The sequence below is a fragment of the Lysobacter daejeonensis GH1-9 genome (assembly GCF_000768355.1).
Taxonomy (GTDB): Bacteria; Pseudomonadota; Gammaproteobacteria; order Xanthomonadales; family Xanthomonadaceae; genus Aerolutibacter; species Aerolutibacter daejeonensis.
Window position 1 is genome coordinate 16041 of the sequence record NZ_AVPU01000015.1, and the last position, 22954, is coordinate 38994.

A 22954-nucleotide genomic window follows, 5' to 3' on the forward strand; every position below is an offset into this window, starting at 1 on the left:
CCCCCACTCATGTTTCGTTTTCCAGATAGGCCATCGCGTCCGGCGGTTCGAACACCGACACGTTGGCCGTGGCCAGCTCCCGGTCTGCGGCCAGGATGCGGCAGGCGAATACCCCGAGGCCATTTTCGCCCAATATCTCGCGCCGCGCCTCCACCCGCAGCTGCAGGCCGCTGCTGAACAGCGGCACGGCGCATTCATAGCGGCGGGTGCCGAGCAGGAAACCGATCGGTGGCGGCGCGCCGCGCGCGCGCGCGTGGCACCCCGCCCAGCAGGCCACGGCCTGTGCCATGTACTCCACGCCGACGTAGGCCGGCACGCCGCCGTCCACGTGGAACGGGCTGTCAGCGGGCACGGCCAGCTCCACGGCGACGGTTTCGTCGTCCCAGTGCACCAGGCGGTCGACCAGCAGCATGGTGCCGCGGTGGGGGATAACCTGCTCGATGTCGGGCATCGCGGCCGCCGGGGCGGGGGCATGGCCAGCGCCGGCGGGCCTGTCCCCACGACCAAACAACAGCACGGCATTGCTGCCGCCGAACGCAAACGAATGACTCAGCACATGCCGCAGCGGCCGTGCGGCGCGCTGTCCGGGCGCGACGAAAGCCAACGCTGGCAGTTCCGGATCGGGCGTCCCATCCCACCAGTGCGGCGGCAGCCGATGCTGTGGGTTGCGGGCCATCGCCAGCCAACACAGGCCGGCCTCCAGCGCGCCGGCCGCGCCGAGCGTGTGCCCGGTCAGTGGCTTGGTCGAGCTGACCGGCACGCGCGCGCCGAAGGTCGCGGCTGCTGCACGGCTCTCCATCGCATCGTTCTGCGGCGTGGCGGTGCCATGCAGGTTGACGTAGTCCACCGCGTCGGCGGCGATGCCGGCGCGCGCCAGCGCCTGCTCGATGGCGGCAATGGCGCCGGCCCCACTGGGCTCGGGCGCGGACATGTGGTGCGCATCGGAGCTTTCGCCCCAGCCGGCCAGCGTCACCGGGCCCGGCTCGCGCGTCATCAGGAACAGCGCGGCGGCCTCGCCGATGTTGATGCCGTTGCGGTGCGCGGAGAACGGATTGCAGCGCTGCCCGGACACCGCTTCCAGCGCGCTGAAGCCGGCGATGGTGAAACCGCACAGCGAATCCGCTCCACCGGCAATCACCGCATCGACGATGCCCGCGCGCAACAGCCGCGCGGCCGAAGCCAGTGCCTTGGCGCTGGAGGAACACGCGGTGGAGAGGGTCCATGCCGGGCCACGGGCACCGCTCTCGTGGGCGAGGAAGCGCGACGGCGCGCCAATTTCCTGCTGCGCGTAGTGGAACTCCGCGGGCCAGCGTCCGTCGCGCTGGTAGCGCGGCAGCGACTGCTCGGCCTCGCCGATGCCGGAGGTGCTGGTGCCGACGATCACGGCCACGCGGTGCGCGCCATGGCGCGCGATGGCGGCATCGACCGCCGGGCGCAGCTGGGCGTAGGCGGCGCGCAGCAGCGCGTTGTTGCGCGTGCGCAGGGCCATCGGTACGTCGCCCAGTGCCGGCAGCGGGCCTGGCACCTGCCCCACCGCCAGCGCGCGCCCCGGAGTGAAGGCATCGCTGGTGGCCACGCCGACAGGTGCGTCGACGCCGAACAGGGCATTGGCCACGGCATCCGCCCCTTGCCCGAGGGCGCAGACAATGCCGAGCTGGTTGAGGTACACCGGCGTGCTCACGGCGCCGCGCCTCCGTCCGCGCTTTCGATCAGCAACCGGTAGCCATCGGCACGGTTGTCGAGCCGGTAGCGACCCGCGCCTTCATCCACCACCACCAGCCAGACAACGCCGTCGCGCAGCAGGCGGCGCTCGTTGCCGGCCGCGTCCAGCGTCCATGGCACGGGCAACGCGGCGCGGATCGCTTCGATAGGCCACAGGGTGAACTGCAGGTCCGACAGCACACGCTCGCCCTGCACCTGCGGCGGCAGCCACGGCGCGCGCTGCTGTTGCAGCGCCTGTCCATCCCAGCTGAGGCGCACGCCGGCCTGGCCCAGCGCCTGCACTGCAAGGCGCACTTCGGTCGCATCCACTTCCAGCAGCGCCTCCAGGTCGCGCTGCTGCGCACCGAACGCAAAATGCAGGCGTTGCTGCACCGCCAGCTCATGGCCCAACGCGGCCGGCGCCAGAGCCAGCATCGGCAGCGCCACGGACGGTTGCGGCGGCGGCGACGCGCAGCTCAGCAGCGCGCAGCACAGCACCAGCAGGGCGATCAGGCGCCGCATATTTCTTCCAGCACCGCCAGGCGGCGCGCGCTCTCTGCCACGTAGGGGTTGCTGCGGTCCCATGCGTAACCGGCGAGGATCGAGCAGATCATGCGGCGGATCTCGGGCTGTTGGGACTCGTGGAAGATGATCTTCTGGAAGCCACCCGCGTACCACGACTCGACGAAGGTGCGGAATGCCTTGACGCCGCCGCGCAGCGGTTCGGCGAACTCCTGCTCCCAGTCCACGCTCTCGCCCGCGTACTTGCGCGCCAGGCAATCGCTGGCCAGCTGCGCCGACTTGAAGGCGATGGTCACGCCGGAGGAGAACACCGGGTCGAGGAACTCGCCGGCGTTGCCCAGCAGCGCATAGCCTGGTCCCCACAGTGACTTCACGTTGCTGGAATAGCCCATGATCTGGCGCACCGGCATCACGCCCCATTCGGCGTTGGCCAGCAGGCGCGACAGGTTGGGGGCCTCGCCGACGATGGCCTGCAGGCGCTCCATGTCGGTGCCGGGGTAACGGTCGAGGAAGGCCTTCTCGGCGACCACGCCCAACGAGCAGCGGCCGTTGGAGAAGGGGATGGTCCAATACCACACGTCCACGTGCTCGGGGTGCGTGGTGATGAGGATCTTGTTGCGGTCGAAGCCGGCATCGGCCGCGATGTTGTCCTGCACGTGGGTGAAGATCGCGCCTCGCGCCGGGAAGTTCGACGGTGCCTCCAGCTCCAGCAGGCGCGGCAGCAGGCGCGCGAAGCCGCTGGCATCGAGGATGAAGTCGGCCTCGATCACGTACTCCTCGCCCTCCGGCGAACGCACGGTCACGCGCGGCGTCTCGCCGGGCTCCACCGCCAGCACTTCATGACGGAAGCGCAGCTGCGCGCCCATGCGCTCGGCGCCCTTGGCCAGCACGTGGTCGAAATCGGCACGCTGCACCTGGTAGGTGGTGCCCCACCCCGACGAGAACTTGTCGCGGAAGTCGAACTGCGTGTGGCGCTCCCCGCGCACGAACGCGGCGCCGTTCTTGTACTGGAAGCCGGCCTCGACCACGTCGCGCAGCAAGCCCGCCGCTTCGATGTATTCCATGCTCTGCGGCAGCAGGCTCTCGCCGATGGAGAAGCGCGGGAACTGCTCGCGCTCCAGCATCACCACCTCGCGCCCCTGCTGGCGCAGCATGGCCGCCGCCACCGAGCCCGCCGGGCCGGCGCCGATGATCAGCACCTGGGTTCTTTCCTTCGACAACGTCATGCGTGTGGTCCTGTGATCAGTGGGTCGCGGCGCTCGGCCGCGCGTTGCGGGGGATGTGTGGTGTTTTAGTGTGCCGAGGGGGTTTCGGCCGGTGGCCGGAACAATGGCGACAAGAGCCACACCAGGCCGATGCCAAGCAGCAGGGTCAGGCCGAAAGCACGCAGCGCGGGCGTGGCCGAAAGCGCCAGCAGGCCGAATGACAACCACGTGCTGGCCGCGCCGACACACACCGCCAGCCACGCCGACGCGTCGCCGCGGTGCTCGAGCAGGAAGATGCCGTAATCGATACCCATGCCGAGCAGCAGCAGCAAGGCCAGCACGTTGAACAGCTGCAACGGCTGGCCCAGCCAGCCAAGGATGGCGACCGTGAGTACGCCGGCCAGCACCGTGGGCACGGCCGCGCGCCACGCATGGCGTCGGTAGCGCATGGCCAGTGCCACGACCACCAGCGCCACGCCGGCCAGCAACAACCACGCCATCATGTGCCGGTAATGGCCCAGCAGCGCGGAAAATTCAGCGGTGCGGTTGACCCAGCGCACGCCCGGCAGGCCTTCCGCTTGCGCCTGCAGCGCGGCCAGCACGGCATCGCCACCCACGGCATCGACCAGCACCACGCTGCCCACGCCATCGCCGCTGGGGCCCAGCCACAGATGGCGCAGCGGTTGTGACGCCGGCGAGGCCAGCCATGGCTCCAGCGCGAGTGGCTTCCCGGCGAAACCCGGACGCACCAGCGCTTCGCCGGTGGCGGCGCCCACCCGGGCCAGCACCGCGGCTTCGGCCTGCGCGCTCAACACGCCGTCGGCGGCCTGTTGGCGCTGGGATGGCAACCAGTCGCTGATCGCGCGGTAGCCGTTGATGCGGTCCTCGGCCACCAGCGACGACAAGCGCGCGGTGAGCGCCTGCTCGCGCTGCAGCAGCGTTTCGACGTCCTTCGCGCGCACCAGATAGAACTGCGCCGGGCTGGGCAGCGCCAGCAGCCGGCCGATCTCGACCTGCTGCGCGACCAGCGCCTTCGGCGACGACTGCAGGTTGCGCAGATCGTCGTCGGTGCGCAACTGCCACAGGCCGCCGACGGCGACCACCACGGTGGCGACGGCGGCGGCGTACCACGCCGCGCTGGCGCGCACGTGCGGCCAGCGCGCCAGCCAGCCGACCATGGCCTTCGACAGGGGCGTTGCGGCCGGTGCATTGCGCTCCAGCCACGGGAACCAGCAGACCACGGTGGCGAACGCCGCCGCCAACCCGGTGACCGAGAACACCGCCATCTGCCGCAAGCCCGGGAACGGCGCCAGCCCCAAGGCCAGATAGGCCAGCGCGCTGGTCAGCCACGCCAGCAACATGCCGGGCAGCAGCCAGCGCAGCAGGCGCCAGCGCTCGACCTGTGGATGCCCCTGGCGCGAGGCGAACCAGTGGATGCCGTAGTCCTCGGCGACGCCGACCAGGCTGGCGCCGAACACCAGCGTCAGCAAGTGCACTTCGCCGAAGATCCATGCGGTGACCGACAGCGCCGTGGCCACGCCGACCAACAGCGACATCGCGACCAGCAGGATCGGCCGCAGCGAACGGAACGCCAGCCAGACCAGCAGCAGCACCGCGGCCAGCGACCCCAGGCCGATGACGTTCACCTCGTGGCTGGCCTGCACCGCCGCGGCCTCGGCGTGCAAGGGCACGCCAGCGCGCAACTCGCGCAGTCCCGGCACCGCGCGACGCGCCTGTGCCGCGGCCGTGTCCAGCGCGGCGTCGATCACGCGTTCGCCATCGAGGCGGAAGGCCGAGCCGCGGGTCTCGAACTGCAGCACCGCCCACGCGCGGTCGTTGGCATGCAGCAGGCCGTCGCCGTCGAAGCGCAGGCCCGAGCCCGACGCGCGCTCCTGCCACCAGTGCGGCCACAGGTTGAGCGGGTCGGCCTGCCAGTCGGTGAGGCGCGGCGCACCCATCGGCCCATACAGGGCGGCCAGCGCTTCCTCGGCCAGTGCGTCGGCAGGCTCGGCCTGCAGCCGCGCGCGCTGCGTCGACGTCAGCAGGCGGTCGCGCCAGGGTCGGTAGAACTCGCGCGAGGCCTCGAACCAGCCCGCCATCGAAGCGCCCTCGGCAAACGGCAGTGGCTGGTGGCGGTCGGCAGCCTGCAGCGCGCCACGGTAGGCGTTGGCGGCAGCCTGCGCCTGCGTGGCATCGGCCGCGCCCAGCAGCACCACCATCTGCCGCGCGCTGGCATCGGCGATGCGGCGCGTGGCCTCGGCCAGCACCGGATCGTGTGCGTCCTGCGGCAGCAGGGCGAGCACGTCGCTCTCCAGGCGCGACTCGGTCCAGAAGCGCACCTGGTGCGCGCCAACCGCCAACACGACGGCCAACCACACCCAGGCCAGCCAGCGCCAGCCGCGTCGTGCGCGCGCTTCAGTCAAAGCGGCGCGCCTCGTCGGCAGTCAGGCGCGCGGGCAGGTCCACCATGCCGGTGAACCGCAGTTGCGTGCGGTCGCCGCTGGGCTCCTCGATATCCACGCTGCGCACGTAGCGGTCGCCTTCCAGCGTGACCCGCTGGAACGCCTGCGCCATCGCCCCGGGCTTCGGGGTGAGCACCAGCCGCCAGGCGCCGTTGGCCAGCAGCGTCGGCTGCACGCTGAACCGCGCGGTCAGCGCCTGCACGTCGCCGCTCATCAGCGCGAACATCATCGCGTTGACCGAGCGCAGCGCCGGCTGCTGGCGCGCATCCGCCTCCACGCGCGAACGGCCGTCGGCCTGGCGGGTCAGGATGCGATCGCGGGTCAGCACCACGTCGGACGGAAACGGCTTGAGCGTGGACCACAGCACGCCACGCTCGCGCGCGATCAGGAAGCGGCCCTGCGACTTCAACGGATTCCTGAAACCCTGCAGGCGCTTCTCCTGGGCGAACTCGCCGCGCAGCACCGGCACCTGGGCGATGCGGCGCTGCACTTCAGCCAATGCGGTAACGGGCTTCGGCGCGGCAACAGCCTGGGTGGATGCCGCGACCGTGACAGCGACCACGCCGAGCGAAGCAGGCGCGCTGGCGGCCGACGCGGGCAGCACGGCAAGCGACACAGCAAGCGACCCGGCAAACGCCACCAGCACGCTTCGGATGCCCGTCGCCAGACTCGACGATGGCGCCCGCCACGAATGCAGCGAACGCAACGTCGCCACGGCACGCACGGCCTTCGCCAGTATCGGTTCCAGTTGACGCGCATCGCTCATGCCGGCTGCACCCCGAGGCGCTCCCACAACACCGGCGGGCAGACGTAGAGCATTTCGCCCGACGCGATCCCCACCGCCACCTGGATGGTATGGGCGCGGGTCAGCACCTCGCCGCTGCCCGCATCACGGATCTCGTACTCGATCTTCAGCCGGTTCTCCCATTCGGTGATGCGCGCCTGCACTTTCAGCGGCTGGGCGAAACGCAGCGGCCGGATGTACTTCACCCGCGCATCCACCACCGGGAACAAATAGCCCGACTCGCTCATCTGCGGGTAGTCGTAATCGTGGCGCTGCAGCAGGGCGCAACGGGCGATCTCGAAGTACTTGAAGTAATGGCCGTGCCACACCACCTGCATCGGGTCGCAGTCGTGGAAAGCCGGCGCCAGGTCGATCTCGATCGCCAGCGACTCGCGGGTCGGCGCGGTGGTCGGACGCGGGGTGCGGTCAAGATTCATACAGGCTCCACCGCTGCGCGCGCACATCACCCAGCAGCTGGCGCAGGTCGTGGTCCAGCGCGCGGTCTTCCTCGACCAGTGCAATGCGGGCGGACAGGTCGGCCAGCATCTCCACCGGCGCGCCTTCGATGCGCGTCTCCGGTGTGGCGCGCTGGCGCAACGTCACGCCCTGGCGCGCGGCGATCAGCATGGCGGCGACCACCTGTTCAGTCAGCTCGATCACGCGCAGGCAGTCGCGCGCGGCGATGGTGCCCATGCTGACCTTGTCCTGGTTGTGGCATTCGGTGGAGCGCGAGAACACCGACGCCGGCATGGTTTGCTTCAGGGCCTCGGCGGTCCACGCCGACACGCTGATCTGCAGCGCCTTCAGGCCGTGGTTGATCGCCGCGCGCGGGCCGGTGACGCCGGACAGGTTGGATGGCAACCCGTGGTTGAAGCGCGTATCGACCAACAGCGCCAGCTGGCGATCGAGCAGGTCGGCGAGGTTGGCCACGGCGTTCTTCATCGCGTCCATGGCGAAGGCGATGTGGCCGCCGTAGAAATGGCCGCCGTGCAGGATCTGGTCGCGGTCGGGGTCGACCAGCGGGTTGTCGTTGGCGCTGTTGAGCTCGGTCTCGATCAGTTGGCGCAGGAACGGCAGCGCGTCTTCCAGCACGCCGATCACGTGCGGCGCGCAACGCAGCGAGTAGCGGTCCTGCAGGCGCTGCTCGTTGCGCGGCGGCCGGTCGCTGTGCAGGTCCTCGCGTAGGCGCGCGGCCACCCGCGTCTGCCCCGGATGCGGCTTGGCCGCGAACAGTACCTCGTCGAAGTGGTGGGCGTTGCCGGCGCTGGCAATCACGTTGTACGCAGTCAGCCGGGTGGCCAGGCGGCACAGGTAATCGGCACGGTCGTACGCCAGGCAGGCAAGCGCGGTCATCACCGCGGTGCCGTTCATGATCGCCAGGCCTTCCTTCGGACGCAGGCGCAGCGGCGCCAGTCCGGCCTCGGCCAAGGCCTCGGCCGCCGGGCGGCGCACGCCCCCGTGCATGACTTCGCGCTCGCCACACAGCACCGCCGCCACGTACGACAGCGGCGTCAGGTCGCCGCTGGCGCCCACTGAACCTTCAGCCGGGATCAGCGGCAGGATGTCGTGCTGCAGCAGTGCGACCAGGCCTTCCAGCAGCGGCAGGCTGACGCCCGACATGCCCACCGACAGCGATGCCAATCGCGCAGCCAGCACCGCACGCGTCTCGTCGGCATCGAGGAACCGGCCCAGGCCACAACCGTGGTAGGTGAACAGGTGGTGCGGCAATTCGGTCAGCAGATCAGGCGGAATCACCACGGTGCACGAGTCACCGTAGCCGGTGGTCACGCCGTAGACCACGCCGTCCTCGCGCAGCAGCCGGTCGAGGAACTCGGTGCCGCGGGTGATGCGCGCACGGAAGTCCGCGTCGCTGGACAGCGCCGCGCCGCGCTGCCGGCGCGCGATGGCCACGACATCCTCGATGCGCAGGCGCGTGTCGCCGAAGGACAGCGGTGTGGATTCAACGGGGGGCGGGGTCATGCGGTACCTGGTCCCAGAACGGGAAGAAGTTGAACCAATCCAGCGGTGACTGGCGCACCTGCGCCTCCAGCCACTGGGCAAAGCGCGAGGCCTGCTCGCCGAGCGCGGCCTCGCGCGCGCCGCGCGGCAGCACCACGCGGTCGCAAAAGCGTTCGAAGCGCAGGCGGTAGCCATCGCCCTCGTGGGTGCAGGCCATCGCGAACAACGGACAGCCCAGCGCGGCCGCCAACACGTACGGCCCCACCGGGAACGGCGCGGGCCGGCCAAGGAAGGGCGCGAACACGTTGCGGCCGCCGCGTACGGGCACGCGATCGCCGGTGATGGCCACGAACTCGCCGGCAGCGACGCGCTCGCCCAGGCGGATGGCCATCGCGGCGTCGAGCTCGGTGACCTGCAGCAACTCCACCCGCGTATCCGGGTTGAGGCGCTTGAGCAGGCGGTTGAAATCCTCGGCGTGCGCGGTGTGCACCAGCGCGGTCAGGCGGAAGCCCGGCACCGCGTCGGCCAGCGCCTGGCACAGTTCCAGGCAACCGATGTGCGCGGTGACGATCACCCCGCCCTCGCCGCGCGCGATCTGCTGCAGCATCACCTCGCGCTCGGCGCGCACGCGCTCGACCGGGTAGCGGCCGTGGCTGGCGAGCAGCTTGTCCAGCAGCGTCTCGGCGAAACAGACGAAGTGACGCAGGCTCGAACCGATGCCCGGCGCGCGCGGAAACACCGCATGCGTGGCCTGCAGGCGCTGCAGGTATTCACGCGAGGCATCGCGCGCGGTCCGGTTGAACAGCCAATGGCCCAGCACCACCGGATACAGGCATAGCCGGAACGGCCACCGCCCCAGCCAGCGCTCCACCGCGCACAGGAAGCGGATGCCCGTGACGAAGGTGGATTCGCCGATCCCCGCCCAGTGCGGTGCGCGCGCGACGGTACTCATCGCCACTTCCGCGCCAGCAGCCATGGCAGCCGGCGCAACATGCCGAAGAACAGCCGCGTATGCATGCGGCTGATCCGCACGTTGTCGCGCCACACGTCGAAATGCGACACGCCGTCACTTGGGTAGCGCACCGGCGTGGCCAGGTTGCGCACCGGCACGCCACGCCAGTACAGGCGCACGATGATCTCGGGATCGAAGTCCATGCGCCGGCCGATGGGTTCGGCCTCGATCAGGGCCAGTACCGGGGCCAACGGGTAGGCGCGGAACCCACACATCGAATCGCGGATCGCCAGCGACAGCGTGTTGATCCACACCCATGCATGGGTCAGGTAACGCCCGTACAACCGCCCCTTGGGCACGCTGGCGTCATACACCGGCGCACCGTTGATGATGGCGTCCGGCTCGGCGGCGGCGGCGGCAAGGAAACGCGGGATGTCGCGCGTGTCGTGCTGGCCGTCCGCATCGATCTGCAACACGTGGGTGGCGCCCAGGCGCGCGGCCTCGCGGAAGCCGGCCAGCATCGCACCGCCCTTTCCCTGGTTCTGGTCCAGGCGCAGCAGGTGCACGCCGTCGCCTCGCGCGAGGTCGCGAAGCACCGCGGCGCACGAGGCACGCGACCCATCGTCCACCAGCAGGCAGGCCTGGCCCGCGGCGCGCACGCCTTCCACCATCGCGCCAATGGCATGCTCATGGTCGTAGACCGGGATCACCACCAGCGGCCGGAAGGCCATGGCGATCGATGCGCTTGATGCGAGCGAAGGCGACCCGGCCATGAGCGCCGCATCCGGTGCGGGCGTCGCCGTGCTCATGCCACCGCCTCGCCAAACACCACTCGACCACTGGCATGCGGCCCCAGCGCGGATTCGTAACGGAACGCCAGCGCCGACTTCTGCGACAACCACTCCAGGTGCAAGCGGATGCGCATGCCTGGGCGTGCAACGCGCTGGAACTTCAGCATCTCCATGCGCAGGAAATGCGGCGGCAACGCAAACGCCTCGCGGCCAAAGCGCACCGCCCAATCCAGTTGCGCCACGCCCGGCAGGATCGGCACCTGCGGGAAGTGGCCATCGAACACCGCCAGCGCGGGATCGAGGTCGAGATCGACCTGCGCCTGCGTCGGCTCGCGCAGCACCCAGAGCGGCGTGGGCCGCTCCGGGCGGAACAGGGCACGCAGCGCGGCGTCGGTGGTCTTGCCCTGTGCGTTCATCGGCAAGGCGTCGACGAAGCGCCAGCGGCGCGGGCGCGTCACCGCATCCTGCCCACCGGCCAGCGCCTGCCCCAGCGCCTGCGCCACACCGCGTCGCGCGCGGGCCTGCAGGCGCGCATGTGCCGACTCGCCCAGCACCACCACCGCGGCCAACTCCGCACGCGGGCCGTCGATCAGCACCACGCGCGCCTCGGTCACCTCGGGCAGCGCCGTCAGCTGGCGCTCCAGCGCGGTCAGCGACACGCGGCGCTCTTCCACCTTGACGATGCGGTCGGCGCGACCGAGCAGGTGGAAGCCACCGGCACCGTCGGCCTCCACGCGGTCGGCACTGCGCCACCAGTCGCGGCCCGGCAGGTGCGGCGATGCAACTTCCAGTTGTCCCTCGGTGATCCGCCAAGCCACGCCGGGCAGCGGGGTCCACGCCGGGCCCGGCTGTTGGCGTTCGCGCCAGGCGATGCCACCGGTTTCACTGCTGCCGTAGATCTCGACGGGGGCATGGCCCAACGTGCACCGTGCGGCCACGGCCGCCTCCTCCGGCAACGCGCCGCCGGAGCTGAACACCGCGCGCAACTGCGTCCGCGCCCTCTGCCAGTCGAGCGTGTCGGGGATGCGCTTGAGGTGCGCCGGGCTGCTGACCAGCAGGGCAGGCGCATCCAACGCGGCGGCGATCTCCTCGTGGAAGAACAACCGCGGCGCAATCACGCGACCCGCCGCCAGCGGCCACAGCACGCGGAACAGCAGGCCGTAGATGTGCTGGTGCGACACCGTGCCGTGGACCACGGCGTCTTCGAGACGCTCGCCGAACGTCGCCTGCAGGGCCTCCACTTCTCGTGCCAGCTGGCCCAGGCACTTGCGGATGGCGGTCGCCTCGCCGGTGGAGCCGGAGGTGTACACCACCAACTGCGTGGCCTGCTCGTCCAGCGGGGGCCAGGTCGCACCATCGTCTGGCGTCGATGCGTCGCCAGCCGGCGCCAGCAGTTGGCAGTCGGGCGGAAAATCACCCGCGAATCCACTTACTTCGGCGCGCAGGCGCTCAACGGTCCCCGGCAACGCGTCCGCGCACAGGTAAACGGTCTTGCCGGCATGCCAGGCGCCAAACAACGCCGCCGCGAACGTCGCGGTGTCCTCGTAATGCAACGCCCAGCTATCCCCAGCGGAGGCTGCAAAGGCCTTCCGCCAGCGCGCCACGTCCGCGCGGAACGCGGCATGGTCGATGCCGTTGCCAGGGCGTTGCGCCACGGCACGTCCCGGCCGCGGTCGCACCGCCACGTCGTGCAGCGCGATCCACTCAGCCATGCGCGCGCGCCTTCACCCGCTGCCGCACCAGCCACTCGACGGCGAACAGCGCGCCGATCAACCCGTAGGCGATCAGGCCGTTGTACAGCACCCACACCCGCTCGCTGGCCCACAGCGCCGTGACCAGCGCGACCGTGCCGTTGAACACGAAGAAGCCGCACCACACCTGGGTGACGCGGCGGGTATAGGCCACCGCCGCCGGTGGCAGGTCGGGCTCGTGCAGGCGCGCCAGGCGCTCGGCCACCGGCGGGCCAAAGCGCAGGCTGAGGCCGAACACCAGCAGCAGCACGCCGTTGACCAGCGCCGGGTACAGCTTGAGCGGCAGCGCCGCGTTGGACAGGGTCGCCCACGCCGCCAACAGGCCGGTACCGAGCGCGGCCCACAGCCACAGCCGCTCGCGCGTGGTGATCGCGCGCAGCAGCGCCAGCGCGCACAGCAGCACCGCCAGCCAGCGCGGCTCGAAACGGCCGAGCATGGTGTAGACCACCAGCGGGTACGCCAGCGACAAGGCAATGAACAGCAGCGTTCGCGTCCGGCCCACGGCGTCCCCTCGCCGCCGGCGGATCAGGCGGCTTCGCGGATCAGGCCGTGCAGCACGTCCACGACGTCCTGCACCGTGCGCACCGACTTGAATGCATCCGGCTGCAGGCGGCCGCCCAGCAACGGCTTGAGCTGCACGATCAGGTCGACGGCGTCGATGCTGTCGATGTCGAGGTCGGTGTTCAGGTGCGCCTCGGGGGTGATCCGCGCGGGATCGATCTCGAAGGTGTCCTGCAGGATGCGGCTGATGCGGTCGAAAAGTTCGTTCTTGGTCATGGTGCCTGCTCCCCTGCGCTCACGCCTGCTGCGCGGAGACGAACCGGGCCAGCGCGTCGACGCTGGCGAAATGCTGACGGGTTTCCTGCGAATCGGCGGACAGGGTCACGCCATAGCGCTTCTGCAGCGCCAGCCCCAGCTCGAGTGCGTCGATGGAATCAAGACCAAGCCCGTCGCCGAACAACGGCGCCGCGGCGTCGATGTCGTCCGGAGCCACGTCCTCCAGCGACAACGACGAAATGATCAACTGCTTGATCTCAAGCTCAAGTGACTGCACGCAGGCCCCCTGCCGCGAAATACTGGGTGAGATGGTCGGTAAGTTGGCGCGCAGCCAAGGCCTCTCCCTGTGCCCCGTTCAGGAACGGCGCGATCTCGAGGTCAGGCTGGACATCCACCACGACATGGAACCGGCGCGCCGGAACACGATACCACTTCTCGCCTTTGCCCAGCGTCATCGGCGTGCAGCTCAGGCGTACCGGGGTGATGTCCAGCCGGCCACGCACGGCGATGTTGGCCGCGCCGCGCTGCAACTGCATCGGGCCGTCGCGGCGGGTGCGCGTGCCCTCGGGGAAGATCACCAGGTTGCCCCCGCGGCGCACGGCCGCGATGCAGTCGTCGACCAGGCCCGCGCCGTCGTCGTTGAACACGTAGCCGGCGGCGTGCACGGGGCCGCGCGTGAAGGGGTTGCGGGCCAGCGCCGACTTCACCACGCAATCGGCATTGGGCAGCCGCGAGATGAGGAAGACCACGTCGATCAGCGTGGGGTGGTTGGCCAGGATCAGCAGGCCATCCCGCTGCAGGCGCTCGAGACCACGGATCTCGTAGGTCAGCACGCCCAGCGTGCGCATCAGCCCAATGTGGAAGGCGAAACTCTTCTGCACCAGGCGCCGCGCCCAACGCCGACGCCGCGCCGGATCGCGCACACCGAGGTTGATCAGCGGAAACACCAGCACGCCCAGCAGCAGCCCGCCCACGCCAAAGGCGAGGAAGCTCACCCCCGTACCGACGATCCGCCACAGGTGGTTCAGGCGGCCGGCCGGGACGGGCTCGGTGACAGTGGCGTCAATCATGGCGACGCCAGGTCCAGCGCAGGCCATCCACCCGGTGTTCCCGCGAGCAGTCGCTTGCCAGCAGGAAGCGCAGTGCGTCGAGGCCGGCGGGCAAGGCCGCCGGTGCGCTGGCCGGAGCGGCGGCGCTGGCCGCAATGCCATGCACATCAGCACGCCCGCGATCATCGTCCAGCGAAGCGCCCGCGTCCCTGTGCACTTCAATGCCGTGGGCCGACGCGTCCTCGCCGGCCGGATCCGTGGCCCACGCCAGCGACAGGCGCGCTCCCTCGCCCGCGGCGCGCACCCGCCAGCTCCAGGCGTAGAACGGGTCCGGCTCGTCGAGGAAGTCGGCATACACCGCCGGCGGCCGTGCGTCGTAGACCACCACCAGCACCTCCGGTGCGCCGTCCGCCAGCAGGCCCGCGGCCTCCACCAGCGCCGCCTCCGCGGTGGCGCGCCCCGCGGCCAGCGCCAGGTAGTTGCCGCGCTCGCCGCGCACGATGGAATACAGCGCGGCGATGGCGTTGTGCACCGACAGGCCGAAATGGGTCGGCGACATCGGCTCGCCTCGGGCCAGTTGCTCCAGCAGCTCGAACGAACGCTGCACGTCGCCGTGGCGCGAGGCGAACACCAACGGCACGCCGTCCGCCTCGGCGCAGCTGCACCACCAGGCGGCCTGCACCGCCATCCGCCCCAACCGCTCGATGCGGCGGCGCTGCATGGCCGGCACTTCCGGCAGGGCGGGCGTGTCATCGCCCGCCGGCAGGACAGGCGCCTTGGACCAGGCCTGCCACGCCTCGCGCTCGTGCAGGCCGGGGGCCCACGCCGCCCAGTCCGCCACCGTGAATTGGATCATGCCCCTGCCATCTGCCTGCACCCCACGCGCATTCTAGCGCCCGGGCCCGGCGCTGACCTGAGCGGAGGATGGGCGAATTTCGCGCAGCCGGTCATGCCGGCTGCAGGTTGGCGTAGGCCAGTACCAGCCACTTGCTGCCTGCGTCGTCGAAGTTGACCTGCACCCGTGCGTGGGCGCCAGCGCCCTCGTAGTCCACCACCGTGCCCGTGCCGAAGCTGGGGTGCCGCACCTGCGCGCCCAGCTTGACCGGCGGCGCCTCGATCGACGCATGCCCGCGCCCACCGGCGGGAAAGGCACGCGGCGCGCTGCCGTACACCGGCCGCGACACCTGCACCTTGGGTCGCACCTCATGCAGCAGGTGCGGCGGGATTTCGCGCAGGAACCGCGACGGCATGCCATACATGTCCTGACCGTGCAGGCGGCGGCTCTCGGCGTAGCTGAGCACCAGCTTCTGCCGCGCGCGGGTGATGCCCACGTACGCCAGGCGGCGCTCCTCCTCCAGCCGGCCCGACTCCTCGCTCGACTTGGCACTGGGGAACAGCCCCTCCTCCATGCCACCGAGGAACACCAGCGGGAACTCCAGGCCCTTGGCGCTGTGCAGGGTCATCAGCTGCACGCCCTCCTCGCCGGCCTGGGCTTGGCCCTCGCCGGCCTCCAGCTGCGCGTAGCTGAGGAAGGCGATCAGCTCGGGCATCGCCGCGTCCACCTCGTCGTCGCCGCGGGTGAAGCGCGAGGCCACCGACACCAGTTCGTCGAGGTTGTCCACGCGCGAGTCGAGCTGGCCGCGCGATTCATTGAAGTAGTGGTCGCGCAGCCCGGAGCGGATCAGCGCGTGGTCGATCTTCTCCGGCAAGGTCATGGCCTGCACGTCGGTGTCGATCGCATCGAGCAGGGCGAGGAAGCCGCCCACGGCGTTGCGTGCGCGTGCTGTCAGGCCACCCTCGTCGACGATGCGCCGCGCTGCCTCCCACAGCGCCACGCTGTCGTGGCGGGCACGGCGCCGGACCTCGTCCAGGGTCTTCTCGCCGATGCCGCGCGCCGGGGTGTTGACCGCGCGCTCGAACGCCGCGTCGTCGCTGCGGTTGGCGATCAGGCGCAGGTAGGCCAGGGTGTCCTTGATTTCGGCGCGCTCGAAGAAGCGCATGCCGCCGTACACGCGGAACGGCACCTGCTCGGCCAGCAGCAGCTCTTCGAACGCGCGCGACTGCGCATTGCTGCGGTAGAGCACCGCGCAATCGCCATGGCTGCCGCCGTCGCGCACCCACTGGCGGATGCGCTCGACCACGAAGCGCGCCTCGTCCATCTCGTTGTAGGCGGCGTACAGGTCGATCGGCTCGCCTTCGCCGGTGTCGGTCCACAGCTTCTTGCCGAGGCGATCGGGGTTGTGCGCGATGACCGCGTTGGCGGCGTTGAGGATGTTGGCGCTGGAGCGGTAGTTCTGCTCCAGGCGGATGGTCTTCGCCTCGCCGCTGGCGGTGTGCGCGAAGTCCTTGAGGAAGCGCTGCACGTTCTCGACCTTGGCGCCGCGCCAGCCGTAGATCGCCTGGTCGTCGTCACCGACCACGAACACGTGGCCGGTGTCGCCGGCCAGCACGCGCACGAAGGCGTACTGGATGGCGTTGGTGTCCTGGAACTCGTCGACCAGGATCTCGCTGAAGCGGTGGCGGTAGTGCGCCAGCAGCGCCGGGTTGTCGCGCAGCAGCTCGTGCGCGCGCAGCAGCAGCTCGGCGAAGTCGACCAGGCCCGCGCGTTCGCAGCGTTCCTGGTAGGTCTCGTAGGCACGGCGCATCACGTCGGCCCACGGATCGGCGCTGGCCTGGATGTGCTGCGGGCGGCGGCCTTCGTCCTTCTGCGCGTTGATCCACCACGCGATCTGCCGCGGCGGGAAGCGCACGTCGTCCAGCTCCAGCTGCTGCACCACGCGCTTGACCAGGCGCAGCTGGTCGTCGCTGTCCAGCACCTGGAAGCCCTCGGGCAGCTTGGCGTCCTGCCAGTGCAGGCGCAGCAGGCGATGGGCGAGGCCGTGGAAAGTGCCGACCCACATCCCGCGCGCGCCGTGGCGCAGCTGCGCGTCCAGGCGGTGGCGCATCTCGCCGGCGGCCTTGTTGGTGAAGGTCACCGCCAGGATGCCGTGCGTCGGCACGCCGTGGACTTCGTTCAGCCAGGCGATGCGGTGGGTGAGCACGCGGGTCTTGCCGGAACCGGCGCCGGCCAGCACCAGGTAGTGGCCGGGCGCCGCGGACACGGCTTCGCGCTGCGCCGGGTTCAGCGCGTCAAGCAGGTGGGATACATCCATCGGCCCATTCTACCGGGCGCGGTGGCCGGCCACCCGCCTGGATCGCCTCGCGTGCGGGGCGCCACGGCTGCCGGGCCGTGGCGGATCCTTCGGGGCCGTGGTGGCTCAGTGGTGCGCTTCGTGCTCGCGCTTGGCCGACACGCCGGTCATCAGTTTGTCGGTCCAGGCGATGCCAATCGCCGACAGGATGAACACGCAGTGGATGATGGTCTGCCACATCACGCCGGTCGCGGTGGCCTTGGTGCACAGCGCGGCGGCCGCGGTCAGCTCCTGGGTGCACAGCGGCAGGCCCAGCTGCCCGGCCTCGATGAAGGTCTTGAGCAGGTGGATCGAGGAGATGCCGATGATCGCCATCGCCAGTTTCACCTTCAGCACGCTGGCATTCACGTGGCTCAGCCACTCCGGCTGGTCCGGATGGCCTTCCAGGCGCAGGCGCGAGACGAAGGTCTCGTAGCCACCGACAATCACCATCACCAGCAGGTTGGAGATCATCACCACGTCGATCAGGCCGAGCACGATCAGCATGATCCCCTGCTCGCTCAGCGAGGCGGCGTCCTGGATCAGGTGCAGCAGCTCCTTCAGGAACAGGAACACATACACGCCCTGCGCCGCGATCAGGCCCAGGTACAGCGGCAACTGCAGCCAGCGCGAGCTGAAAATCAAGGAGGGCAAGGGGTTGAGCGAGGCACGGGGCTGGGACATGGGTTACGACTACGGATGGCGTGAAGGGGCCTAGAGTAACGGGGCGGCCGCGAGGCGCCAACGGCCAGCCGGCGTCGCGGAACGCTGCGGCCACACCGCGTACACTCGCCCTTCCCCCATCCGGAGCCACGGCATGATCGAGCTGTACTACTGGCCCACGCCCAACGGCCACAAGATCACCATCTTCCTCGAAGAGGCAGGCCTGCCCTACTCCATCCACCCGGTGGACATCGGCGCCGGCGACCAGTTCAAGCCGGAGTTCCTCGCCTTTTCGCCCAACAACAAGATGCCGGCAATCATCGATCGCGCGCCCGTCGACGGCGGTGCCCCGATCAGTGTGTTTGAGTCGGGCGCGATCCTGCAGTACCTCGCCGGCAAGACCGGACGCTTCCTGCCCGCCGACCCGCGTGCCCGCATCGAGGCCACCGAATGGTTGTTCTGGCAGATGGCCGGACTCGGGCCGATGACCGGCCAGTACGGCCATTTCCACGTCTACGCCCCGGACGACATCGCCTACGCCAAGGACCGCTACCGGCGTGAAGTGCTGCGCCTGCTGGGGGTGCTCGACGGTCGCCTGGAGGGCCGCGCGTTCGTCGCCGGCGATGAGTACTCCATCGCCGACATGGCCATCCACCCCTGGATCAACCCGTACACCAAGGCGCCGCTGGACCTGTCCGGCTTCACCCATCTCAACCGCTGGCAGGCCGATGTCGCCGCCCGCCCCGCGGTGCAGCGCGCATACGCGCTCGCCGAGCAGTACGGCGCACAACGCGAGATGACCGCCGAAATGCGCAAGCACCTGTTCGGAACCCCAACCCCGTAAGCCATGAACAACAGCCTCCGCCGCGGCCTCGCCGCCAGCCTGATCGCCATGTCGATGATTGCCCCCGCCGCCCTTGCCGCTGCCGCCTCGCCGACGCCGACGCCGGGCAAGCTCACCCTGGAAGCCATCACCGGCAGCACCTCACTGTCCGGGCCGAGTCTGATGAAGGCCAAGGTCGCGCCCGATGGCAGCCGCGTGACCTTCCTGCGCGGCAAGGACGCGGACAAGAACCGCCTGGACCTGTGGGCCTACGACATCGCCAGCGGCACCACCGCGCTGCTGGTCGATTCCAACGACGTCCTGCCCGGCGCCGAAGTGCTCAGCGACGAGGAAAAGGCCCGGCGCGAGCGCCAGCGCATCGCCTCGCTCAGCGGCATCGTCGACTACCAGTGGTCGCCCGACGGCAAGACGCTGCTGTTCCCGCTGGGCGGCGAGCTGTATCTGTATGACCTGAGCAAGCCCGGCAAGGCCGGGGTCCGCAAGCTGACGAATGGCGAAGGATTCGCCACCGACCCCAAACTCTCGCCCAAGGGCGGCTTTGTGAGCTTCATTCGCGAGCGCAACCTGTGGGTGATCGACCTGGCCACCGGCAAGAGCGCGCAACTCACGAAGGACGGCAGCGCGGAGATCGGCAACGGCGTGGCCGAATTCGTCGCCGACGAGGAAATGGACCGCCACACCGGTTACTGGTGGGCACCGGACGACAGCGCCATCGCCTTCGCCCGCATCGACGAAAGCCCGGTGCCGGTGCAGAAGCGCTACGAGGTGTACCCGGACCGCACCGAAGTGATCGAGCAGCGCTATCCCGCTGCCGGCGACAAGAACGTGCTGGTGCAACTGGGGGTCATTGCACCGAAGGCCGAGGCGAAGCCGACCTGGATCGACCTGGGCACACAGACCGACATCTACCTGGCGCGCGTCGACTGGCGCGATGCCAAGCACGTGACCTTCCAGCGCCAGTCGCGCAACCAGAAGCGGCTGGAACTGATCGAGGCCGAGCTCGACACCGGCAAGCAGCGCACGCTGGTCACCGAGACCAGCACGACCTGGGTGCCGCTGCACAGCGACCTGCGCTTCCTCAAGGACGGCCGCCTGCTGTGGAGCAGCGAGCGCAGCGGTTTCGAGCACCTGTACCTGATCGGCGCCGACGGCAACGCCACCGCGCTGACCTCGGGCGCGTGGCCGGTCGATGCCGTGCTGGCGGTGGACGAAGCCGCGGGGTTCGTCTACTTCAGCGCCGGCAAGGACACCCCGCTCGACCTGCAGGTTTACCGCGTACCGCTGGCCGGCGGCGCCATCGAGCGGCTGTCGAAGGCCGACGGCATGCACAACGCCACCTTCGCGACCAACGCCAGCGTGTACGTGGACAACTGGTCGAACCCGACCACGCCGCCGCAGCTGCAGCTGTTCCGCAACGATGGTTCGCTGCTGGCCACGTTGCAGGAAAACGACCTGGCCAAGGCCGACCACCCGTACGCGCCTTATCGCGATGCACAGCGCCCGGTCGAGTACGGCACCCTGACCGCCGCCGATGGCGCCACGCCCTTGCACTACAGCGTGATCAAGCCAGCCGGCTTCAATCCGAAGAGGCGCTATCCGGTGGTGGTGTACGTGTACGGCGGCCCCGCGACGCAAACCGTGACCCGCGCCTGGCCGGGTCGCGGCGACCACTGGTTCAACCAGTACCTGGCGCAGCAGGGTTACGTGGTGTTCTCGCTGGACAACCGCGGCACCCCGCGCCGCGGCGCGGCGTTCGGCGGCGCGCTGTACGGCGTGCAGGGCACGGTGGAAGTGGCCGACCAGCTCAAGGGCGTGGAGTGGCTGCAGCAACAACCGTGGGTGGATGGCGAGCACATCGGCGTGTACGGCTGGTCCAACGGCGGTTACATGACGCTGATGCTGCTGGCGCAGGCCTCCGACCGGTATGCCTGCGGCGTCGCCGGCGCACCGGTCACCGACTGGGGCCTGTACGACACGCACTACACCGAGCGCTACATGAACCTGCCGGCCGCCAATCCGGACGGTTACCGCAACGGCCGCGTGCTCGCCCATGTCGACGGGCTGACCTCGCCACTGCTGCTGATCCATGGCATGGCCGACGACAACGTGCTGTTCAGCAACTCCACCGTGCTGATGAGTGCCCTGCAGAAGCGCGCGCAGCCGTTCGAGCTGATGACCTACCCCGGTGCCAAGCACGGCCTCAGCGGCGCCGACCTGCTGCACCGCTTCCGCCTCACCGAGACCTTCCTCGCGCGCTGCCTGAAGCCGGCCGCGCGCTGAGCCGCACCGGCCGCCGGCGTGCAACGCGCCGGTGGCTGTTCCAGCGCGGGCCCGACTGCGCCATTCCCTTCCTCCGCGCGAGGACACAGCCCTAGGCGGGACGGGTCGCGCCACTGTGACCTTCGGGGGATGTCCCGCCGGCCCGGCTGCGGCGATGCTGGGGGCCTTCCAGCCCCGGGGCCTCCCAGATGACCAAGCCGCTCGTCCTTGCCGTTGCCGTGGCGCTGCTCGCGCCGCTGCCTGTCCTCGCCTCGACATCGCTGCTGATGCCTGCCACCGCGACGGCCCCCGCCAAGGCCCCTTCCGCGAAAGCAGCTCCGGCGTGGGTCGCGCGCAGCAACGACTACACCGCGATCCTGCTCAAGGCGCAGGGTGACTTCTTCCCCGAACAGCTGTCGTTCTTCGGCATTCCCGGCTACGACGACAAGACCTTTGATTTCGGTCCCGACAACGCCAAACGGTTCCGCGAGGCCACCGCCAAGGCGCGCGCCGAGCTTTCGACCAAGCTGCAGCTGGAGCGCGATCCCAACGTCCGCCAGGACCTGGATATCCTGATCAAGGCCGCCGACGACGCGATCGAGGCCAGCGAGGTCAACGAGCGCCTGACCCGGCCGTGGGCCGACGTTGGCCAGTCGGTGTTCCAGGGCATGCAGGGCCTGCTCAGCGACCAGACCCCGCCGGCGCGCCGCGCGATGGCGCTCAAGCGCCTGCAGCGCTACGTCGGCCAGGTGGCCGGCAGCACGCCGCTGGCCACCCAGGCACGCCAGCGCTACGACGAGCGCAACGACCCGGGCCTGCTGCAGCCGACGCAGCTGTCGGTGCAGCAGTCCATCGACAACCTGCCCACCTACCTCAAGGGCATCCGCGCACTGTTCGCCAAGTACAAGATCGAAGGCGCCGACGCCGCGCTCGACGCGCTGGACAAGCAGCTGACCGACTACGCTACGTGGTCGAAGACCAGCGTGCTGCCCACCGCACGCACCACCTACCAGCTGCCCGACGAGCTGTACGCGCTGTCGCTGAAGAACGTCGGCATCGACATCGACCCGCGCGTGCTGATCGAGCGCGCCCAGCTGGAGTTCATGGAAACCCGCAACGCCATGCAGCAGCTGGCGCCGCTGGTGGCCAAGCAGAAGGGCATCGCCGCCACCGACTACATCGGCGTGATCAAGGCGCTCAAGCAGCCGCAACTGGCCAACGACCAGATCGAGCCGTTCTATCGGACCACGGTCATGCCTGAACTCGACCGCCTGATCGCCAGGCACGCCGTGGTCTCGCTGCCGCAGCGCCCGATGCAGATGCGCCTGGGCAGCGAGGCCGAGAGCGCCGCGCAGCCCGCGCCGCACTTCCTGCCGGCGCCGCTGGTGGGCAACACCGGCCAGCAGGGCACCTTCGTGCTGCCGCTGGGCAACCCCAATGCGGGGGCCGACGGCGCCTACGACGACTTCAATTACCCGGCCGGCGCGTGGACGCTGACCGCGCACGAAGGCCGCCCCGGCCACGAGCTGCAGTTCACCGCGATGGTCGAGCGTGGCGTGTCGCTGGCGCGCACCCTGTACGCGTTCAACTCGGTCAACGTCGAAGGCTGGGCGCTGTATGCCGAAGCCGAGATGGTCCCGTACGAGCCGCTGGAAGGCCAGCTGATCGCGCTGCAGTTCCGCCTGCTGCGCGCCGCGCGCGCGATGCTCGACCCCATGCTCAACCTCGGGCTCACCGACCGCGACACCGCGTTCAAGGTGCTGACCGAGCAGGTGGGCTTCAGCAAGGCGATGGCACGCCAGGAAGTGGACCGCTACACGGTCAGGGCGCCGGGCCAGGCCGGCAGCTACTTCTACGGCTATGCGCGGATCATGCAACTGCGCGCCGAGACCGAAGTCGCGCTGGGCGACCGCTTCGACCGCAAAGCGTTCAACGACTTCCTGCTTGACCAGGGCTTGCTGCCTCCAGACCAGCTGGCCAAGGCCGTGCGCGAGGTGTTCGTGCCGGCGCAGAAGGCCAAGCCACGCGGCTAACCACCGCTGATGCCGGCGCCCCCGCGATGGGA

Annotated in this window: 20 protein-coding genes; 3 read left to right on the plus strand and 17 right to left on the minus strand. The window is 69.9% G+C overall.

The genetic code is table 11. From position 1 onward, the window contains the following. Nucleotides 1-7: 7 nt before the first annotated feature. The 17 genes from N800_RS09460 to N800_RS09540 form a co-directional block, all read right to left on the minus strand. Nucleotides 8-1681: a beta-ketoacyl-ACP synthase gene (locus N800_RS09460; protein WP_084087441.1), complete on the minus strand. Its 1674-nt coding sequence runs from the start codon at nucleotides 1679-1681 to the stop codon at nucleotides 8-10. Continuing rightward, nucleotides 1678-2223, minus strand: coding sequence for a DUF3261 domain-containing protein (locus N800_RS09465; RefSeq protein ID WP_036137554.1), 546 nt, complete (start codon nucleotides 2221-2223; stop codon nucleotides 1678-1680). The genes N800_RS09460 and N800_RS09465 overlap by 4 nt, the downstream gene beginning before the upstream one ends. Further along, complete coding sequence (locus tag N800_RS09470; protein ID WP_036137556.1) at nucleotides 2211-3449, minus strand: NAD(P)/FAD-dependent oxidoreductase; 1239 nt, start codon at nucleotides 3447-3449, stop codon at nucleotides 2211-2213. The genes N800_RS09465 and N800_RS09470 overlap by 13 nt, the downstream gene beginning before the upstream one ends. A gap of 65 nt (nucleotides 3450-3514) precedes the next feature. Beyond that, the gene (locus N800_RS09475; protein ID WP_232227585.1) at nucleotides 3515-5851 is read right to left on the minus strand and encodes an MMPL family transporter; all 2337 of its coding nucleotides are present in this window, start codon (nucleotides 5849-5851) and stop codon (nucleotides 3515-3517) included. Continuing rightward, the gene (locus tag N800_RS09480) at nucleotides 5844-6656 is read right to left on the minus strand and encodes an outer membrane lipoprotein carrier protein LolA (RefSeq protein ID WP_084087443.1); all 813 of its coding nucleotides are present in this window, start codon (nucleotides 6654-6656) and stop codon (nucleotides 5844-5846) included. Before N800_RS09480 ends, N800_RS09475 begins: the two co-directional genes overlap by 8 nt. Next, nucleotides 6653-7111 (minus strand): acyl-CoA thioesterase, encoded by a 459-nt coding sequence (locus tag N800_RS09485; RefSeq protein WP_052108130.1) that lies wholly within the window; start codon nucleotides 7109-7111, stop codon nucleotides 6653-6655. Before N800_RS09485 ends, N800_RS09480 begins: the two co-directional genes overlap by 4 nt. Beyond that, on the minus strand, nucleotides 7101-8654 hold the full coding sequence (locus N800_RS09490) for an HAL/PAL/TAL family ammonia-lyase (RefSeq protein WP_036137562.1): 1554 nt from the start codon (nucleotides 8652-8654) through the stop codon (nucleotides 7101-7103). Before N800_RS09490 ends, N800_RS09485 begins: the two co-directional genes overlap by 11 nt. Further along, entirely contained in the window at nucleotides 8635-9585 is a 951-nt protein-coding gene (locus tag N800_RS09495; protein ID WP_036137565.1) for a lysophospholipid acyltransferase family protein, read from the minus strand. The genes N800_RS09490 and N800_RS09495 overlap by 20 nt, the downstream gene beginning before the upstream one ends. Then, the gene (locus N800_RS09500; protein ID WP_425476505.1) at nucleotides 9582-10316 is read right to left on the minus strand and encodes a glycosyltransferase family 2 protein; all 735 of its coding nucleotides are present in this window, start codon (nucleotides 10314-10316) and stop codon (nucleotides 9582-9584) included. The genes N800_RS09495 and N800_RS09500 overlap by 4 nt, the downstream gene beginning before the upstream one ends. 74 nt (nucleotides 10317-10390) lie before the next feature. After that, nucleotides 10391-12088, minus strand: a complete 1698-nt coding sequence (locus N800_RS09505; RefSeq protein ID WP_036137568.1) for an ApeI family dehydratase — start codon at nucleotides 12086-12088, stop codon at nucleotides 10391-10393. Next, the gene (locus tag N800_RS09510; protein WP_036137571.1) at nucleotides 12081-12629 is read right to left on the minus strand and encodes a COG4648 family protein; all 549 of its coding nucleotides are present in this window, start codon (nucleotides 12627-12629) and stop codon (nucleotides 12081-12083) included. The genes N800_RS09505 and N800_RS09510 overlap by 8 nt, the downstream gene beginning before the upstream one ends. Before the next feature lie 23 nt (nucleotides 12630-12652). Next, on the minus strand, nucleotides 12653-12904 hold the full coding sequence (locus N800_RS09515; RefSeq protein ID WP_036137574.1) for an acyl carrier protein: 252 nt from the start codon (nucleotides 12902-12904) through the stop codon (nucleotides 12653-12655). 19 nt (nucleotides 12905-12923) lie between these two features. Continuing rightward, nucleotides 12924-13181, minus strand: a complete 258-nt coding sequence (locus N800_RS09520) for a phosphopantetheine-binding protein (RefSeq protein ID WP_036137577.1) — start codon at nucleotides 13179-13181, stop codon at nucleotides 12924-12926. Continuing rightward, nucleotides 13168-13974, minus strand: coding sequence for a lysophospholipid acyltransferase family protein (locus tag N800_RS09525; protein ID WP_052108131.1), 807 nt, complete (start codon nucleotides 13972-13974; stop codon nucleotides 13168-13170). The genes N800_RS09520 and N800_RS09525 overlap by 14 nt, the downstream gene beginning before the upstream one ends. Beyond that, a complete protein-coding gene (locus N800_RS09530; RefSeq protein ID WP_036137581.1) occupies nucleotides 13967-14809 on the minus strand; it encodes a beta-ketoacyl synthase chain length factor in 843 nt (280 codons plus the stop codon). Before N800_RS09530 ends, N800_RS09525 begins: the two co-directional genes overlap by 8 nt. A 91-nt stretch (nucleotides 14810-14900) precedes the next feature. Then, nucleotides 14901-17105 (minus strand): DNA helicase II, encoded by a 2205-nt coding sequence (gene uvrD / locus N800_RS09535; protein WP_036137584.1) that lies wholly within the window; start codon nucleotides 17103-17105, stop codon nucleotides 14901-14903. Between the two features lie 105 nt (nucleotides 17106-17210). Then, nucleotides 17211-17807, minus strand: coding sequence for a TIGR00645 family protein (locus tag N800_RS09540; protein ID WP_036137587.1), 597 nt, complete (start codon nucleotides 17805-17807; stop codon nucleotides 17211-17213). 133 nt (nucleotides 17808-17940) lie between these two features. On the opposite strand from N800_RS09540, the gene N800_RS09545 reads away from it, so the two are divergent. From N800_RS09545 to N800_RS09555, 3 genes are all read left to right on the plus strand, one after another. Beyond that, a complete protein-coding gene (locus N800_RS09545) occupies nucleotides 17941-18630 on the plus strand; it encodes a glutathione binding-like protein (protein WP_036137589.1) in 690 nt (229 codons plus the stop codon). A 48-nt stretch (nucleotides 18631-18678) separates the two neighbouring features. Next, nucleotides 18679-20910, plus strand: coding sequence for a S9 family peptidase (locus tag N800_RS09550; protein ID WP_036137697.1), 2232 nt, complete (start codon nucleotides 18679-18681; stop codon nucleotides 20908-20910). Between the two features lie 188 nt (nucleotides 20911-21098). Beyond that, nucleotides 21099-22922 carry a DUF885 domain-containing protein gene (locus N800_RS09555; protein WP_036137591.1) on the plus strand — a complete coding sequence of 608 codons (1824 nt, stop codon included), beginning with the start codon at nucleotides 21099-21101 and terminating at the stop codon, nucleotides 22920-22922. The last annotated feature ends 32 nt before the right edge of the window (nucleotides 22923-22954 follow it).